The following is a 16,214-nucleotide window of genomic DNA, read 5'->3' on the forward strand; positions in this document are numbered from 1 at the left end:
TTTGCTGAAAGGGAGCGCCCGCGATGATTGTTCTGATCCAGCTTGCGCATTCCCTGATCTATGTGCTGGTGGTGCTGTGCATCATCGGCGTGTGGGTGTTTGCGCTGACCGGGCGGGCGCGCAAGCTGTTGATTGTCACGCTGGGCGGGCCGATCCTGATCGGACTGGGCCTGATCCTGAACGATGGCGAATGCGTCTTTCAAAGCTGGGCCCGCGCCCTGACGGACACGCCGGAGGGCGTGTGGAGCCGGGACCTTCTGTTTCTGCCTGAAGCGGTGGCGCGCAATACGCCCTGGATCTTCACACCCATTTTCCTCCTCGGCGCCGGACTGGCGCTGTATCGGATAGGGCGACATAACCGCCTGAATGCGTAAGCAGCCCTTGCGCCCCCGCGCCCGCCTTCCTAAATCGCCCCATGACACGCATGGCTTTTCACAAAGCCGTGACAGTGAAGACCATCAAAGCGGTCCAAGAGCAGTCGCTTGAGGACCAAGTTGTTGAAAATTTGAACGCGAGCAAATAGGGGGGCGGCTCCGGCGAGAGGGAAGCGCTTCGGGCTTCTCACCACCCCGCCCCGCCCCGCCGCTAAACAGGAGAGACGCACGCGATGAGCAAAGTTATCGGGATTGACCTTGGGACCACCAACTCCTGCGTCGCCGTCATGGACGGTGATCAGGCCAAGGTGATCGAAAACGCCGAAGGCATGCGCACCACCCCGTCCGTGGTCGCCTTCACCGAGGATGGCGAGCGCCTGATCGGCCAGCCGGCCAAGCGTCAGGCTGTGACCAACCCGGATCACACTTTCTTCGCCATCAAGCGCCTGATCGGCCGGACCATGAACGATCCGACCGTGAAGAAGGACGCTGACATGGTGCCGTACGGCATCGTGGAAGGCGCCAATGGCGACGCCTGGGTTCAGGGGCGCGACAAGAAGTACGCACCGAGCGAGATTTCCGCTTTCATCCTGCAGAAGATGAAAGAAACCGCCGAGAGCTATCTGGGCGCGACCGTCGAGAAGGCCGTCATCACCGTGCCGGCTTACTTCAACGACGCCCAGCGCCAGGCCACCAAGGACGCCGGCAAGATCGCCGGTCTTGAAGTGCTGCGCATCATCAACGAGCCGACCGCTGCGGCGCTCGCCTATGGTCTCGACAAGGGCGACAACCGCACCATCGTCGTTTACGACCTGGGCGGCGGCACCTTTGACGTGTCCGTGCTGGAAATCGGCGACGGCGTCTTTGAGGTGAAAGCCACCAATGGCGACACCTTCCTGGGCGGCGAAGACTTTGACATGCGCATCGTCTCCTACCTCGCTGACGAGTTCAAAAAAGAGACTTCCATCGACCTGCGCCAGGACAAGCTGGCCCTGCAACGTCTGAAGGAAGAGGCTGAAAAAGCGAAGAAAGAGCTGTCGTCCGCTTCTTCGTACGAAGTGAACCTGCCCTTCATCACCGCCGATGCGTCTGGCCCGAAACACCTCAACATGAAGCTGTCCCGCGCCAAGCTGGAAAGCCTTGTTGAAGACCTGATCAAGCGCACCATCGAGCCATGCAAGGCTGCGATGAAAGACGCCGGTGTTTCCACCTCCGAGATCGACGACGTGGTTCTGGTCGGCGGCATGACCCGTATGCCCAAGGTGCAAGAAGCGGTGAAAGGCTTCTTCGGCCGCGAGCCGCACAAGGGCGTGAACCCGGATGAAGTGGTCGCCATGGGCGCCGCGATCCAGGCGGGCGTGCTGCAGGGCGATGTCAAAGACGTTCTGCTGCTGGACGTGACTCCGCTGTCTCTGGGCATCGAGACTCTGGGCGGCGTGTTCACCCGTCTCATCGACCGCAACACCACCATTCCGACCAAGAAGTCCCAGACCTTCTCCACTGCGGATGACAATCAGACCGCTGTGACCATCCGGGTCTTCCAGGGCGAGCGTGAAATGGCGGCGGACAACAAGCTGCTGGGTCAGTTTGATCTGGTGGGCATTCCGCCGTCGCCGCGTGGCATGCCGCAGATCGAAGTCACCTTCGACATTGACGCCAATGGTCTGGTGAACGTGTCGGCGAAAGACCAGGCCACCGGCAAGGAACAGGCGATCCGCATCCAGGCCTCTGGCGGTCTGTCCGATAGCGACATTGACCAGATGGTGAAAGACGCCGAAGCCAATGCGGACGCGGACAAGAAACGCCGTGAGCTCGTGGACGCGAAAAACAACGCTGAAGCGCTGATCCACCAGACGCAGAAGCAGGTCGAGGAATTCGGCGACAAGGTGTCCGCAGAGGACAAGGCCGCGATCGAGGACGCGATCAAGGAGCTTGAAGGCGTCAAGGACGGTGAAGATCCTGAAGCCATCCAGCAGAAGACGCAGGCCCTGATGCAAGCGGCCATGAAGTTGGGCGAAGCCATGTATGCGCCCCAACAGGCCGATGGCGGCGAAGCGGCTGCGAAAGCGGATTCCGATGCCGAAGAAGGCGTGGTCGACGCTGAATTCACCGAGGTGAAAGACGACGACGACGACAAGAAGAGCGCCTAAGTCTGATCCAGACGCGGCGCGCGGCCCCGTCCCGCACCCGGGGCGGGGCCGCGCTGCTTCTGTCTAAACGTCAAGCAAGCGGACCCTACGCATGAGCAAACGCGATTATTACGAGGTTCTGGGCGTCGCCAAGGACGCGGACGCGAAAGCGATCAAGTCGGCTTATCGCAAGCTGGCGATGAAATACCATCCCGACCAGAACCCGGATGACGCCGAAGCCGAAGCCAAGTTCAAGGAAGTGGGCGAGGCTTACGCCATCCTGTCGGATGCGGACAAGCGCGCCGCCTATGACCGCATGGGCCACGCGGCGTTTCAGCAAGGCGGCGCAGGCGGCGGCCATCCGTTCGGCGGCGGCGCCGGATCGGCGGACTTCGCCGATATTTTCGAACAGGTGTTTGGCGACGCCTTTGGCATGGGCGGCGGACGCCGCGGTGGCGGCGGACGCCGGTCTGGTCCCGCCCGCGGCTCGGATCTGCGCTATGACATGCAGATCAGCCTGGAAGAAGCCTATCACGGCAAGGACGCCAATATCCGCGTGCCCACCACCGTGACCTGTGAACGTTGCGAAGGCGATGGCGCCGAGCAGGGTACGGGCGTCACCACGTGTGAAACCTGTGGGGGCGCGGGCCGGATCCGCCGCACCCAGGGCTTTTTCACCATGGAGCAGAGCTGTCCCACCTGCGGCGGGCGTGGTTCGTACGTCGAAACGCCGTGTCAGGAATGCGACGGGGCGGGCCGGGTACGCAAAACCCGCGATCTGCGCGTCCAGATTCCGGCGGGTGTTGAAGACGGCATGCGCATTCGTCTGGCGGGAGAAGGCGAAGCGGGCGCCCGCGGCGGCCCCAAGGGCGATCTGTACATCTTCGTCTCTGTCGGCGCGCATGACTTGTTCGAGCGGGACGGCCCCAATCTGTATTGCCGCGCGCCCGTGTCCATGGTGACCGCTGCGCTGGGCGGCGAGATTGACGCGCCGACCATTGATGGCGGCAAGGTCAAGATCCGCATCCCCGAAGGCGCCCAGACCGGCGAACGCATGCGCTTGCGCAACAAGGGCATGGTCAAGCTCAATGGTGGCGGCGCTCGCGGCGACATGTATGTGGAGCTGTTTGTGGAGACCCCGCGCAAAATGACTGAGCGGCAAAAAGAAATCCTGCGTGAGTTTTGCGAGATTTCCGGCGATGGCTGCAATCCTGAGAGCGACGGGTTTTTTAACAAGGTTCGGCGTTTCTGGGACGATCTGAACGGCGAGGACGAGCACGGCCAGCGCCCCGAGGCGTAATCTTTCAGCTGTTGGGGCGTTACGCTTTCTTCACGCAAACGCGCGATGACCAATCGTCAGGTTGTGAGGGGCGTCATGTCAGGATCCAGCATTCATATCGCCGTCACCGGCATTTCAGGTCGATTGGGCCGCGCCATCGCGACAGAAGTGATCCGCGCCAACGATCTGTCGCTGGTGGGCGGCATGGTCAGCTCGGACTCTCCCAATCTGGGCGCCGATCTGGGGGAGATGTGCGCGTCTGGCTTCATGGGGATCGACGCTGTCGTCTCTTTGGAACAGGCTGCGGATCAGGCCGATGTCCTGATCGACGCGTCTTTGCCCAAGGTGACAAGTGCGATTGCGCCGCGACTGGCGTCCATGGGCCATCGCGCCCTGGTCACCGGCGTGACTGGGCTGGATGACGAGCAGCAGGCGGCTCTGCATCAGGCCGCCGAGGTCATCCCTGTCCTTCAGGCGAGCAATTTCTCTCTCGGCGTGGCGCTGGTCGAACGTCTGCTCGCACAGGCCGCGAAAGCGCTGACGGCTGAACATTTTGATATCGAGATCATCGAAGCGCATCACAAACGCAAGGCCGATGCGCCTTCGGGGACGGCGTTGAGTCTGGGTGAAACGGCGGCCAATGCGCGCGGCGTGGCGCTTGAGGACGTCGCCCAGTTCAACAGGCCGCGCCATGACGGGCATCGCCCGATGGGCGCCATCGGTTTCTCCGCCATTCGCGGCGGCGGCGTCGTGGGCGAGCATGAAGCGCGCTTCCTCTCGGCGTTTGAGGAAGTCAGCATTTCTCACAAGGCCTATGACCGGTTCATCTTCGCCCAGGGCGCGCTGGAGGCGGCGCGCTGGATAAAGGGCAAGGCGCCGGGGCTTTATTCCATGCAGGACGTTCTGGGTGACTGAGACGGCTGACACGCTGCGCGGACCCTATCTCGAGGTCCGACTGCACCAGATGTCGCCTTTTCCGCCCGTGCTGAACGGGGTGTTGGTGAGCGCCTGTCTGTATGGCTTGTATCTGTTGCTCTCTATGCAAGTGGGCCAGCCGATCATCGAGCCTGCGGCTCAGGGCGTGCGGTTTAACCCGGCGGCCTGGGCGGCGCTTGTCGTCTGTTTGATCTTTGGCGTGGCCACAACCATGCCGGCGATTACGCAAGCGCAATGGCGCGCCTCCTTGCCTCAGTTGCACACGGTTCTGGACGCCGAGGGGCAGGGTAAAGCTGAACAGATCGCCATTGGGCCGACACGGCGTCAGTCGCGGACGTCTCTATTGGCCTTCGTGATCGGGGCGATTGTCGGTTTGTTGGTCAATATCTGGCTTTTGAACCCGCCCAACATGCCGTGGCGAGACTACTGGACGTCCATATCGCCATTCTTCGCCATCATGAACACGGTTGTGTTCGGGCTCGCAGCGCGGGGCGGTTATATGGTGCGGTATGAAGACCGCGAGATGAAGCGCCTGGTGGAAAACCATCTTCAGGTTGATCTGGCGCATCTGGAGCGCAATCAGGTGTTTGGGCGGCTGGCCCTGCGCGGGGCGTTGGCCTGGCTGGTGATGACAGCAGTCATCTTGCTGTTTTTTGTGGAATCGACGCCCGCTCTGATTTCAGCGACGGCGTTAGGGTTTGCGCTGTTGGCAGCGGTTTACGCCTTCGCGAGCACGATAGGGCCTGTGGTGCGAAAATGCTCTGACGTGCGCGATGAAACGCTAAAAGCGGTGCGCGAGCGCATTCAGGCCCGCGCCAGCGCCATGATGGGTGAGAGATCGGACGAAGCGTCGCCTGTGTCAGAGCTGATCGCTTATGAAGCCTGGCTGGAGAAACTGCCCGTTTGGCCGATCTCCGCGCCTGTGACCCGGCGTCTGGCGCTCTATGGTTTCATTCCGGTGTTGGCCTGGTTCGGCTCGGCGGCGGCTGAACTTGTTCTCAACCGCTTCTCCTGAATTCAGGCGTGACCGAACAAATCCGGCTGGCGCGTCAGGGTTTCAAAGTCCAGACGCTGCGACGGTCGCCTCAGGCGGGTCAGTGTTCGGCTGGGCGGCGGCGCCACCATGGGTGCGGGGGATTTGAGCGTCAGGCCAAGCGCGACGGCCTTGGCGCGTATGGCGCTGTCGGGGCGGCCCAGTTTCAGGCTGATCAGACGCAGGCTGGCGCCCTGGCGCGCAAGCGCCTTGAGCAATTTCACATCCTCGCCGCGCCAGCGCTTGCCGGCGTTGCGGGCATACCCTGCGGACTTGGTTGCATAGGCCATTGTTCCACTCCTTATAGAGTAGAACATAAGCGGAACATCCTGGAACGTCAAGAGGGCTGCAAAAAGGCCCGCCTTGCGGGCGGGCCTTTGAGCGCTGACAATCTTACCAGCTGCCGGTGTTTTCCATGCTGGCCCAGGGCTCTGAGGCTTCCAGTGCCTCGCCTTGCTGCAGCAGCTCCACCGAAATGCCGTCCGGGCTTTTGACAAACGCCATACGGCCGTCCCGCGGCGGGCGGTGGATCACATAACCCATGGCGGCGAGGCGTGCGCACAGGGCGTAGATGTCTTTCACTTCATAGGCCAGATGGCCGAAATTGCGGCCGCCGGAATAGGGTTCAGGGTCCCAGTTATAGGTCAGCTCGATCATCGGCGCGCCTTTGGGCAGAAGCTTTGAGTCTGCGTTGACGCCGGATTTGGCGATATCGTCGGGGCTGGCCAGAAAGACGAGGGTGAAACGGCCCGCTTCGTTCTCGCTTCGGCGCACTTCCTTGAGACCCAGGCCGTCGCAATAGAATTTCAGTGAGGCGTCAATATCGGTGACGCGCACCATGGAATGCAGAAAGTGCATTTAAGGCTCCTTTGAGAGGCTTAGCTATCGGTCTCTGTATCGGTGGTGTCGATCTTGATCTTGCGCGCCCATTTGGGTCGCGGACGCCATCCGGTGTCTTCAATCGGTTCGCCGCGCGCCCGCGCCAGGGCGTGGTTGAACGGTTCCGGCGCTCGCAGATGATGCAGGCGGGCGATGAAGGCCGCCAGCGCCGCCCAGATGAACACCACGCCGAAGAAGAGCGAGAACATGAAGACATAGCCTGTGCGTCCGCCCCAGTCCGGCGCCCCATTGGCGCGCCAGATCACATCATAGAGCGCCGGCACAGCCAGAAGTGCTGCGGGGCTGACCACGATGGCGGTCGCAGCCGCGGCGGCGGCGTACAGCGTCCAGCGCGGTTGAAAGCTCGTGACGAACAGGCGAACGAATTCGTCCTGGCTCACGCCGCGCACGCTGGCGGGCTTTTCCGCGCAGCGGGTCTGGTATTCCTCTGTCGCTTCCTGGGTCAGTCCGCGCACGGCGATCGCCCAGCGGCTGAGGCTGGCGAGGATGAAAAGGACGAAAACGCCCCCGAGAATGTATAGCGACAGATCAAACATGGGACGGGTTTTAACTGGTTGCGGTCTCATAGGCGAGCATTGCGCGCTTACGATCGAGTCCCCAATGGTAACCGGTCAACCGGCCGTCCGTCGCCAGAACCCGGTGACAAGGGATCAACCAGCTGATCGGGTTCGCGCCGACCGCTGCGCCGGCGGCTCTCGCCGCCTTGTCGCGCCCGGTTGCGCGGGCGATATCGCCATAGCTGACCGTGCGGGCAGGCGGGATATTCAACAGCGCCCGCCAGACCTGCCGACGGAACGGCGCGCCATAGAGCGCCAGCGGCAGACGGGCTTCACCGGCTGCGGCGTCAAATATACGGCCCGCCCAGTCGCGCGCTATCGCGTCATCACGCAGAAAGCGCGCTTCGGGAAAGCGCTGGGCGAGATCGTCAAACGCAGCCGCTTCTTCTCCGCGATTGCAGAAGGCGAGACCGGACAGGCCGCGCGGCGCGATCAGGAACACCGCGACTCCAAAGGGTGAGGGCGCGAAGCCATAGATGAAATCAAGCCCGGACCCTCCGGTTTTCACCTCGCCAGGGCTGGCGGCTTCCTCGGCGATGAAGATGTCGTGCAGGCGAGACGGGCCTGACAGGCCGGTCTCCAGCGCTGCGTCCAGAACGCTCGCCCCGTCCACCAGCAATTTGCGGGCGCTGGCGTGGGTGAGGGCCTGCACCAGTTTCTTGGGACTGGCGCCGGTCCATCGCGTGAAAACGCGCTGGAAATGATGTGGCGATAGACCTGCGGCGCGGGCGGCGGCGGCGAGGTCGGGCTGATCACGCCAGTGCGTGGACAGAAACTCAAGCGCCGCGGTGACACGCTCATAATCCGCTGCGCGGGTCTGAAGGCTGTCGAGATCGGCGGGAAGGGTCAAATCAGTCGTCATGAGCGCACAGTGCCGGGCGCGTTCAGGCGCCGCCACCTGATTCTTGCGCCAGCTGCGGGCCGCGTGCGCGACGCGCGTCGTCCAGAGCGGTGCGAACCGCGTCCGCCAGGCTCTCGCGCTCCTTGGGCGACAACCAGCTGCCAATGATCAGGCTTTTTCCCATGGCGCTCAACCGCGCCTGTACATCGGGCTCGCCCTCGCCTTCCACGCTCACTCGGGTCCAGGCGCTGGGCAGCACGAACTGGGTGTGGTGGCCGGTGGGATAGCGCCGTGTGATGCGGATTTCACGGCGCGTGATCTTGATCGTCTCCAGGCGTCGCCCGTCGCGATAGGAAAGCCTGAAGCCCAGCCAGATCAGAAAGACATCGAGACCGAAAAAGCCCAGGACAGGCCAGGCGCCCATCAGCATGAAGCCGATGCCGGCGGAAAAGCTGATCACCCCCATGGCGATCATCAGCGCGATGAAACCGGGATTGGGCAAGGACCGGTTGGGCCGGACCTGCGCATCCATAAATAGCGCTTCGTCTTCAGCCAGCGGCGGGGCTGAAGGGTCTGCAGGCCAGGTTTCATAGATCCGGCGACGTTCCATACCCGGCAAAATAGGGCGCGGGGTCACCCTTGGCCAGTTGGTGGCGAAGAGAGCCAAAACTCAGGCAAACACCGTGACCATCTGCCGACCTTTGGCGACGCACGCCCCGTCCGTGTTCCAGATCGTCATGTCCTGGCTCGACAGCCCGCCGCGCACATGATCGGCGCGGCATTCCAGAAGCCACCAGCCATCGCGGGTCTCAGGCGCATCGGTCAGAACATCCATCATCCAGGTCATTGACGACAGCGGGGTGGGTTTGTTGAGCATCGGGGTCAATGCGGGCGGCAGCACGTCGCCGATGCACATCAGGCTCAGCGGATGATCGCGGGACGCGCTGTCTTTATGGCGCGCCCACATGCGCACCACCGCCTTGCCCGAGTTCAGGAACGGCACGCCGCCACCCGCCCAGATGAAATCAAAATTGCGGGTAAAGCCGGGCGCGCCATTGGGGAACGTCAGAAGTTCGCTGGCCTCGGTCGGCGCTGTGGCGCGCTCGGGCATGGGCGCCGGGTCGAACGACAGCGCAGACTCGCGTTCGCCACAGAAGGTGAAGACGGTTTCAAGCCCGATCCCCGCCTGGCTGGTGAGCCGGCTGCGCACCGAACACGCCGTACGGCCTTCGCGCAATTTCTCCGCCGTCACTTCCACTTCGCCCTCACTGGGGCCGACAAAGCTGATCTGCGCGCTGCGCAGCGGGCGTTCGCCCGCATGGGACAGCGCCCCGTGAAGACAGAGCGCTGCGGACATCCCGCCATAGACCGTGCGCCCCTGCTTCCAGCTGTCAGGCACGTCCAGCTTGAACCCGGCCTTGGTGGGGCGGGCCGCGGTCATCATTTCAGCAAGGGACATGGGCGGGATCCTGTCGTCGTGAACGCCGTTCAATCGGGGCGGCATAAGACCGGGTTCCGTCAGGGCGTGCAAGCAGGCCGCTGATGTCTGACGTGAATCTGAACGCTCCGGCCTTTCTCACGCCTAATTCAGGGTCTAGACAAAGGGTATGAACACGACCGCACTTCTCCTCTCCGCCGCGCTGAGCCTGTTCACAGGCGCTCAAGCGACCGAAGCCCCTGTCGACGCTGCTGCAGACGCGCCAACGGATGCGCCCGTCGCCGTTGAAGAGGCGCTACCCGAACCGCAAGCGGTCGAGGCCGCGCCGGGCCAGATCAGCTCTGCAGCGGGCGCCGCGCGCGCTCAGGCCTGGCTGGAAGGGCTCGACACCCTGCGCGCCCGGTTTGACCAGATCGCAGCGGACAATTCTGAAACCTCTGGCGTGCTTGAGATCGACCGACCCGGCCGCGCCCGGTTTGATTACGACGATCCCAATCCGATCCTTGTGGTCGCGGACGGGTCGACGGTGGCGATTGCTGATTTTGATCTTGAAACCATTGATCGCGCGCCCATCGGTGCGACGCCTTTGCGGTTTCTGCTCGAAGAGAGCCTTGATCTTGCTGGCTCCGGCGTTGTTCAGGACGCGGGCCGTTATGATGGGCGGCTCTATGTGACGCTGGAAGACCCAAATGGCGAGATTCAGGGCCGTTTGACTTTGGTGTTTGAGGATGCAGACCCGGACGCCGCCCCCAACGCGATGATGCTGGCGGGCTGGTACACGGTTGACGCCATGGGCGGCATGACCGAAGTGCGCCTCAGCGAGATCGAAACCGGCGTACGCATCAGCCCGCGCCAGTTCATCCTTGATGATGAAGACGTGATGGGCGGGGATCGCCGCCGACGGGGCCGCTAGGCGCTAAAGCGCCCACCAGAACAGCAAGGCCGCCAGTCCCAGCCGGTAGATCACGAACGGCAGGAAACCCAACCGGTCCACCACCCGCATCAGCACCGCGATAGACGCGAGCGCGGCGAAGAAGGACAGAACGGCCACGATCAGGCCATCGCTCAGCGAGTGGGCGGTGTCCGCCCCGCGCGCCAGCTCGATCACAGCAAGCAGGCCGAATGCGGCGATCACCGGCACCGCCATCAACATGGAAAAGCGCGCCGCCTCGCTGCGGGTCATGCCCAGGGCGCGAGCCGCTGTCATGGTCACGCCCGAGCGGCTGGAGCCGGGAATCAGGGCGAACATCTGCGCCAGCCCGATCAGGATGGCGCCGCGCCAGCTCAGGGTTTCCGTCGTCACGGTCTGTTTGCCGAAATGATCGGCCAGCCAGAGCGGCAGCGCCAGAATCAGCGTCGCCCAGGCGATCACCAGTGGCGAACGCAAAGCATCCGCCATGCCGGAGACATAAAGACCGCCGCCCGCGATCAGCACGGGGGGTGTGGCGATGGCGATGAGCAAGGCCAGCTTGCCGCCGGGGGTCATACGGCCTTGCAGCAAGGCCATCTTTCCAGTGACTACGTTCGCCACATCGTAGCGGAAGTACACCAGCACAGCGAACAGCGTGCCCAGATGTGCCATCACGTCGATCAGCGGGCCCTGATCAGCGTCGCCGAGCACCTGGGGCGCCAGGATCAGATGGGCTGAGGATGAGATGGGGAGAAACTCGGTGATCCCTTGGACGATCGCCAGAATAATGAGATGTAGAAGGCCCATCGCGTGTCTTTCCCCTCGGTCTTTGCGGGGCAGAGTGCGCGCGATTGAACAGATCGCCAAGAGCAAATTCCTCTTGGAAAACAGATAAGGACAGACCGCCATGGCGCATGACGCGCTGGATGCAGGCCCGGGCAAGATGGCGCCCGCCGAGGCCCGGAAGATCACCGGTCAGGTCACGCGGCTATCAGTGATGGTGGCGGCGACGCTGGTGATCGCCAAGCTGATCGCCTGGATCGCGTCTGGCTCGGTGGCGATGCTGGCCTCACTGGCGGATTCAGGTCTCGACCTGGTGGCGTCCCTGACGACCTTTTTCGCCGTGCGCTATGCGGCGAGTCCGGCGGACAAGGAACATCGCTATGGTCATGGCAAGGCTGAAGCCCTCGCCAGCTTGCTGCAAGCGCTCCTGGTGGCGTTGTCAGCGGGCTATCTGATCCATGAGTCGTGGAACCGTTTCCAGGACCCTCAGCCGATTGAGGCGGGGCCCTTGGCGCTGGGGGTGATGGGGCTGTCCATCGTGCTCACGCTGGGTCTGGTCTACATGCAGACCCGCGCCGTCAAGCAGACCGGCTCCTTGGCCGTGTCGGGCGACCGCGCGCACTATTTCGCCGATCTGGGCTCGAACGTGGTGGTCATTGGCGGCCTTGGACTGGCGCTGGCGGGCTGGGAGCGGGCGGACCCGATCATGGGGTTCATCGTCGTGCTGTGGTTGTTCTGGACCGCCTATGAGGTCGGTCGCGATGCGATCGGCTCCCTGATGGACCATGAATTGCCTGATGAAGAGCGCGAGCACATCATCGCGCTCGCCGGCGATGACGCCCGGGTTCTGGGCGTGCACAATCTGCGCACCCGCGCGTCCGGCCCCTTCATCCATATCCAGATGCATATGGAGCTCGACCCCGATCTCACCCTCACTCAGGCGCATGCGATTCTGGTGGCGGCGGAAGCGCGGGTGATGGTCGCCTATCCGGCGGCGGACGTGTTGATCCATCCAGATCCCAAGGGCCGCGCCGCTCCCCATGGAAACGCTTATTTTGATGACGCCGATCAGCCGAGTGCAGGTCCAGCCGATGAACCGGCTTAAGCCATATCGCGAACCGCGTTAGGGTGGCGTCATGCGTATTTTGCACCATTGGCCCCTCGACCCCTGGTCCCGACAGGTCCGCCTCGCGCTGGCGGAGAAGAAGCTCGATTTCGAGACCGAGTACCAACGTTTCTGGGATGCGCCGGACGACTTGCTGGCGCTCAACCCCACAGGCCTGCCGCCCGTTCTGGTCGAAGAGACCGAGAAGGGCCGCACCGCCCTATGCGAGAGCCGGGCGATCCTGGAATATCTGGAAGAAACCCATCCCGAGCCGCCGCTCTTGCCGGGCGGCCCTGCGGACCGCGCCGAGGCGCGGCGGCTCGCGGCGTGGTTTGATGTGAAGTTCTCCGCTGAGGTGAACGCCTATCTGCTGCACGAAAAGCTCGAAAAGCGGGTGCAGTCGCTCGGCGCGCCGGATATGGAGGCGATCCGCATCGGGCGGGACGCCCTGCGCTGGCACCTGGACTATATGTGCGGGCTGCTGGACCAGCGCGACGGTCTGGCCGGGCCGCGCTACACGCTGGCCGATCTCGTCGCTGCGGCGCATCTGTCCTGCGTGGATTATCTGGGCGATGTGCCGTGGGATGATTTTCCCGCCGCCAAGGCCTGGTATCAGCGCATCAAGTGCCGCCCCGCTTTTCGCGCCATTCTGGCGGATCGCCTGCCCGGCTGTCCGCCGGTGGACGGCTATCAGGATCTGGATTTCTAGAGATGTCGGCGCCTGAAGATCAGGCCGAGCGGGTCAAGGCGCTGGCGCTGGAGGCGGGCTTCTCGGTCGTGCGCGTCACCCGCGCCGACGAACCCTGGGAGGCGGGCGCGCGCTTGCGCGAATTCGTCGAGGACGGGCGCCATGGCGAGATGGCGTGGATGGAAGACACGCTGGAGCGGCGCAGCCATCCCACGGCCATGTGGCCGGGTGCAAAATCGGCGGTCGTCGTCGGGCTTGATTACGGGCCCGAGCATGATCCGCTGGAGATCCTTGAGCGCACGGATGAAGCCGCGATCAGCGTTTATGCGCAGAACAAGGATTATCACGACGTCCTGAAAAAGCGCCTTAAGCGGTTCGCCGGCGCGTTTCACCGCGAAACCGCGGCGGAGGTGAAGGTGTTTGTGGACACCGCGCCCTTGATGGAAAAACCGCTGGCGCAAAAATCCGGGCTCGGCTGGCAGGGTAAACACACCAACCTCGTGAGCCGTACTCATGGCAGCTGGCTGTTTCTGGGGGTCATGCTGACCGCCGCCGAGCTGACGCCCGATGAGCCGGAAACCGATCATTGCGGTTCGTGCCGGGCGTGTCTCGATGTCTGCCCGACGAAGGCCTTTCCCGCGCCCTATCAGATCGATGCGCGGCGCTGCATCTCCTATCTCACGATCGAGCACAAAGACCCGATCCCTAAAGAGTTTCGCGCCGCCCTGGGCAACCGGATCTATGGCTGTGACGATTGTCTGGCGGTCTGTCCGTGGAACAAGTTCGCGCAGGCCAGTTCCGAGGCCGCGTTTCATCCGCGCGAGGCCCTGACCGGCCCCAAGCTCGCAGAGCTGGTTCAGCTTGATGATCCCGGGTTTCGGGAATTCTTCAGAGGGTCGCCGATCAAGCGGATCGGCCGGGATCGATTTGTTCGCAACGTTTTGATCGCACTTGGGAACTCGGGCGATCCAGCGCTGGCTGAGCGGGCCGCTGTCTTGCTCGACGATCCGTCAGAGCTGGTGCGCGGCGCGGCGATCTGGGCGCTGGGGCGATTGGACGCCGAACGCTTCGCGACTGAGAAGGCGCAGCGCAGCGATGCGGAGACGGATCCGCGCGTCGCCGCGGAATGGATGCAGGTCTAGACTTCGCCGATGCGCGGCGGGCCGCCCTTGTCTGCTTCGCTGGGACCAAAGGCGCGGTTCAGAAGCTGGGTTGAATCCTGCGCCAGTTCGATGGCTTCAGTGAGGTGCTCCAGCACTTTCACATTATTGGCCAGAACGTGGAGGGCTTCGGGGCGTTCATCGCTGGAGATCTTGGTGCAGCGAATGAGAACGTCCGCCCGCAACTCCATCAGGATGTCTTCCAGCTTTCGACCGGTCGGATTTTCGTGCGACACCAGATAGCGCGTCATGTCCGCCTCCGTGAATTGCAATCAGGAGGTTAAGTTTACGCCCTGACCCCCTCATTTTTCGTAAACGCAGGGTCTGGCCCTTGAAGCGCGGAGCAATTGCGGCCAGCTTGCCCCTCAACAGTTTAGGAGGACATCATGGCGGACAAGATCGGCGCAGACGCTTTTCTCAGACAGTTTGACGGCTGGACGGCGGTGGACGATCGCGACGCCGTGCGCAAGGTCTTCAAGTTTTCAGACTTTAAAAGCGCTTTTGCGCTGATGACCCAGGTCGCGATGAAGGCCGAGCAGATGGACCATCATCCAGAATGGTTCAATGTCTACAACACTGTGGATGTAACGCTGTCCACGCATGACGCCGATGGCGTCACCGAACTGGATGTGGAGCTGGCGCGGTTTATCGAAGAGCGCGCGGCGATCCTGAACGCCTGAGACTGACGCCCAGGCGATCAGTTGGCGTGAATGATCACGGTGTCGAGCACGACAGTCGCCTGTCCCGGCCCGATCAGGCGGTCGGTTTCCGCTTGCAGCAGGCGGGCGATGGCGTCTGCGTCGGGAATGTCGCCCCAGCGATACATGCGGCCTGAATACATCAGCATGGCTTGCGAATACGCGTCGCGCAGCCAGAGCTGACGTTCGGCGATGGTTTGACGTGTGCGGCTGTGCGGCGCATCGAGCGCCAGGCCGACCTGCAACAGGCCACGCATGCGATAATCGGCTTGCACCGAAGCCCGGATCGGCTCGATTCGCACATAGCTGTTCGCATGGCTGAGCGAGCGGCCGAGCGCTTGCTCGGGCGCCGCCTCTGGGGCAGGCGCTGCAGGAGCGCCGCCCAGGGCATGGGCGGGCGCAGCGCAGAGCAGGGCGCACACAGCAAACAGACGCAGGATATGATCCAGAGCTTTCATGGCTTCGTAATGACATATCGAGGTAAAGAAACAGTATGGTTGTATGAGTTGGCGTGGCATGCCGTCCGAGTTGTGTGCGCTCACGCCCTGAGGGGGAATGGAATGAAAAAAAATATCTCATCAGCGCTGGTTCTGGGCGCGCTGGCACTGGCCGGAACGAGCGCGGCTCAGGCTCAGATTGCGGAAGGCTCGCAAGCCAGCCCTGTGCCGACCAATTATATCGCCGCCGGTGCAGCGATGCTGCCTGATTACGCTGGCTCTGACGATTATCGCGTCATCCCCTTTGGCGCGGCGCGGTTTGAACTGGGCGGGATTTCTTTCCGCACGCAGGGGCCGGGTCTGGCGGCGAATCTTTATGAGACCGGACCTTGGGAATTTGGCGCCTATGTGCGCTGGTCGGGCGGCCGCGATGATGTGGAAGACGAAATCGTCGACCGCATGCGCGATGTGGACTCCTCCCTGATTGCAGGCGGCTATGCGCGCCTCACCGTGGCGGAAGGCGTTCTGACCGAACGGGACCGGTTTGGCCTCGGCGTGGATCTGGGTGTAGACGCGCTGGGCAATTTTGACGGCCTCGCCTGGAGCGCCTCGGCCGATTACGGCGTCATGGTGTCTCGCGGCGTGTTTGCAGCTCTGTCGCTGTCCGCCAGCGGTTTCTCCGATGATTACGCCGACACCCTGTTCTCGGTGGATGCAGTGGACGCGGCTGCGACTGGCCTGTCTTTGTATTCAGCCGAAGGCGGCGTGCGTGATGTGGGTCTGACCGCGATTGTGGACGTCTCGGTCTCCCGCAACTGGTCTGTGACGGGCGTTGCAGGCTATTCGAGGCTCCTGGGCGATTACGCCGACAGCCCTATCGTCACTGAACGCGGCAGCGAAGATCAGGTCTTCCTCGGCCTGGCGCTGGGACGACGGTTCTAGAAAC

At 63.0% G+C, this 16,214-nt stretch carries 20 protein-coding genes; 11 read left to right on the plus strand and 9 right to left on the minus strand.

The genetic code is table 11. The features are described 5' to 3' along the window. Positions 1-23 precede the first annotated feature (23 nt). The 5 genes from G405_RS0107640 (at position 24) to G405_RS0107665 (ending at position 5,733) form a co-directional block, all read left to right on the plus strand. Positions 24-374, plus strand: coding sequence for a hypothetical protein (locus G405_RS0107640; RefSeq protein WP_022700927.1), 351 nt, complete (start codon positions 24-26; stop codon positions 372-374). Between the two features lie 233 nt (positions 375-607). Further along, entirely contained in the window at positions 608-2,524 is a 1,917-nt protein-coding gene (dnaK, locus tag G405_RS0107650) for a molecular chaperone DnaK (RefSeq protein ID WP_022700929.1), read from the plus strand. A gap of 91 nt (positions 2,525-2,615) precedes the next feature. Beyond that, on the plus strand, positions 2,616-3,803 hold the full coding sequence (gene dnaJ, locus G405_RS0107655) for a molecular chaperone DnaJ (RefSeq protein ID WP_022700930.1): 1,188 nt from the start codon (positions 2,616-2,618) through the stop codon (positions 3,801-3,803). Between the two features lie 75 nt (positions 3,804-3,878). Beyond that, complete coding sequence (gene dapB, locus G405_RS0107660; protein ID WP_022700931.1) at positions 3,879-4,697, plus strand: 4-hydroxy-tetrahydrodipicolinate reductase; 819 nt, start codon at positions 3,879-3,881, stop codon at positions 4,695-4,697. Next, entirely contained in the window at positions 4,690-5,733 is a 1,044-nt protein-coding gene (locus tag G405_RS0107665; protein ID WP_022700932.1) for a hypothetical protein, read from the plus strand. The genes dapB and G405_RS0107665 overlap by 8 nt, the downstream gene beginning before the upstream one ends. Before the next feature lie 2 nt (positions 5,734-5,735). On the opposite strand, the gene G405_RS17105 is transcribed toward G405_RS0107665, so the two are convergent. From G405_RS17105 to G405_RS0107695, 6 genes are all read right to left on the minus strand, one after another. Further along, positions 5,736-6,041 (minus strand): hypothetical protein, encoded by a 306-nt coding sequence (locus G405_RS17105; protein ID WP_022700933.1) that lies wholly within the window; start codon positions 6,039-6,041, stop codon positions 5,736-5,738. 103 nt (positions 6,042-6,144) lie between these two features. Beyond that, positions 6,145-6,609: a VOC family protein gene (locus G405_RS0107675; protein ID WP_022700934.1), complete on the minus strand. Its 465-nt coding sequence runs from the start codon at positions 6,607-6,609 to the stop codon at positions 6,145-6,147. A 20-nt stretch (positions 6,610-6,629) separates the two neighbouring features. Further along, positions 6,630-7,187: a hypothetical protein gene (locus tag G405_RS0107680; RefSeq protein WP_022700935.1), complete on the minus strand. Its 558-nt coding sequence runs from the start codon at positions 7,185-7,187 to the stop codon at positions 6,630-6,632. Between the two features lie 10 nt (positions 7,188-7,197). After that, positions 7,198-8,070 carry a methylated-DNA--[protein]-cysteine S-methyltransferase gene (locus tag G405_RS0107685; protein ID WP_028284633.1) on the minus strand — a complete coding sequence of 291 codons (873 nt, stop codon included), beginning with the start codon at positions 8,068-8,070 and terminating at the stop codon, positions 7,198-7,200. 22 nt (positions 8,071-8,092) lie between these two features. Next, the gene (locus G405_RS0107690) at positions 8,093-8,686 is read right to left on the minus strand and encodes a DUF2244 domain-containing protein (protein WP_233346008.1); all 594 of its coding nucleotides are present in this window, start codon (positions 8,684-8,686) and stop codon (positions 8,093-8,095) included. Between the two features lie 33 nt (positions 8,687-8,719). Continuing rightward, positions 8,720-9,508, minus strand: a complete 789-nt coding sequence (locus G405_RS0107695; protein ID WP_022700938.1) for a thioesterase family protein — start codon at positions 9,506-9,508, stop codon at positions 8,720-8,722. Between the two features lie 148 nt (positions 9,509-9,656). Between G405_RS0107695 and G405_RS15365 the strand changes: the two genes are divergently transcribed. After that, the gene (locus G405_RS15365) at positions 9,657-10,400 is read left to right on the plus strand and encodes a LolA family protein (protein ID WP_022700939.1); all 744 of its coding nucleotides are present in this window, start codon (positions 9,657-9,659) and stop codon (positions 10,398-10,400) included. 3 nt (positions 10,401-10,403) lie between these two features. Here G405_RS15365 and G405_RS0107705 read toward each other — a convergent pair whose 3' ends face one another. Next, on the minus strand, positions 10,404-11,204 hold the full coding sequence (locus G405_RS0107705; protein ID WP_028284634.1) for an undecaprenyl-diphosphate phosphatase: 801 nt from the start codon (positions 11,202-11,204) through the stop codon (positions 10,404-10,406). Between the two features lie 100 nt (positions 11,205-11,304). Here G405_RS0107705 and G405_RS0107710 point away from each other — a divergent pair, with 100 nt between their 5' ends. From G405_RS0107710 to queG, 3 genes are read left to right on the plus strand one after another with little or no spacing between them, the layout of a single operon-like run. Beyond that, the gene (locus tag G405_RS0107710; protein WP_022700941.1) at positions 11,305-12,285 is read left to right on the plus strand and encodes a cation diffusion facilitator family transporter; all 981 of its coding nucleotides are present in this window, start codon (positions 11,305-11,307) and stop codon (positions 12,283-12,285) included. Between the two features lie 31 nt (positions 12,286-12,316). Next, positions 12,317-12,994: an FtsZ-binding protein FzlA gene (gene fzlA, locus G405_RS0107715; RefSeq protein ID WP_022700942.1), complete on the plus strand. Its 678-nt coding sequence runs from the start codon at positions 12,317-12,319 to the stop codon at positions 12,992-12,994. Between the two features lie 2 nt (positions 12,995-12,996). Then, positions 12,997-14,115, plus strand: coding sequence for a tRNA epoxyqueuosine(34) reductase QueG (gene queG / locus G405_RS0107720; protein WP_022700943.1), 1,119 nt, complete (start codon positions 12,997-12,999; stop codon positions 14,113-14,115). On the opposite strand, the gene G405_RS0107725 is transcribed toward queG, so the two are convergent. Further along, positions 14,112-14,384, minus strand: coding sequence for a histidine kinase (locus G405_RS0107725; RefSeq protein ID WP_028284635.1), 273 nt, complete (start codon positions 14,382-14,384; stop codon positions 14,112-14,114). The genes queG and G405_RS0107725 overlap by 4 nt on opposite strands. Before the next feature lie 135 nt (positions 14,385-14,519). Between G405_RS0107725 and G405_RS0107730 the strand changes: the two genes are divergently transcribed. Further along, entirely contained in the window at positions 14,520-14,813 is a 294-nt protein-coding gene (locus G405_RS0107730; RefSeq protein WP_022700945.1) for a 4a-hydroxytetrahydrobiopterin dehydratase, read from the plus strand. Positions 14,814-14,830: 17 nt separating this feature from the next. On the opposite strand, the gene G405_RS16780 is transcribed toward G405_RS0107730, so the two are convergent. Beyond that, on the minus strand, positions 14,831-15,289 hold the full coding sequence (locus G405_RS16780) for a hypothetical protein (protein WP_022700946.1): 459 nt from the start codon (positions 15,287-15,289) through the stop codon (positions 14,831-14,833). A 102-nt stretch (positions 15,290-15,391) separates the two neighbouring features. Between G405_RS16780 and G405_RS0107740 the strand changes: the two genes are divergently transcribed. Then, entirely contained in the window at positions 15,392-16,210 is an 819-nt protein-coding gene (locus G405_RS0107740; protein ID WP_022700947.1) for a MipA/OmpV family protein, read from the plus strand. Positions 16,211-16,214: the final 4 nt, after the last annotated feature.

Source organism: Oceanicaulis alexandrii DSM 11625, from assembly GCF_000420265.1.
Lineage (GTDB): Bacteria > Pseudomonadota > Alphaproteobacteria > Caulobacterales > Maricaulaceae > Oceanicaulis > Oceanicaulis alexandrii.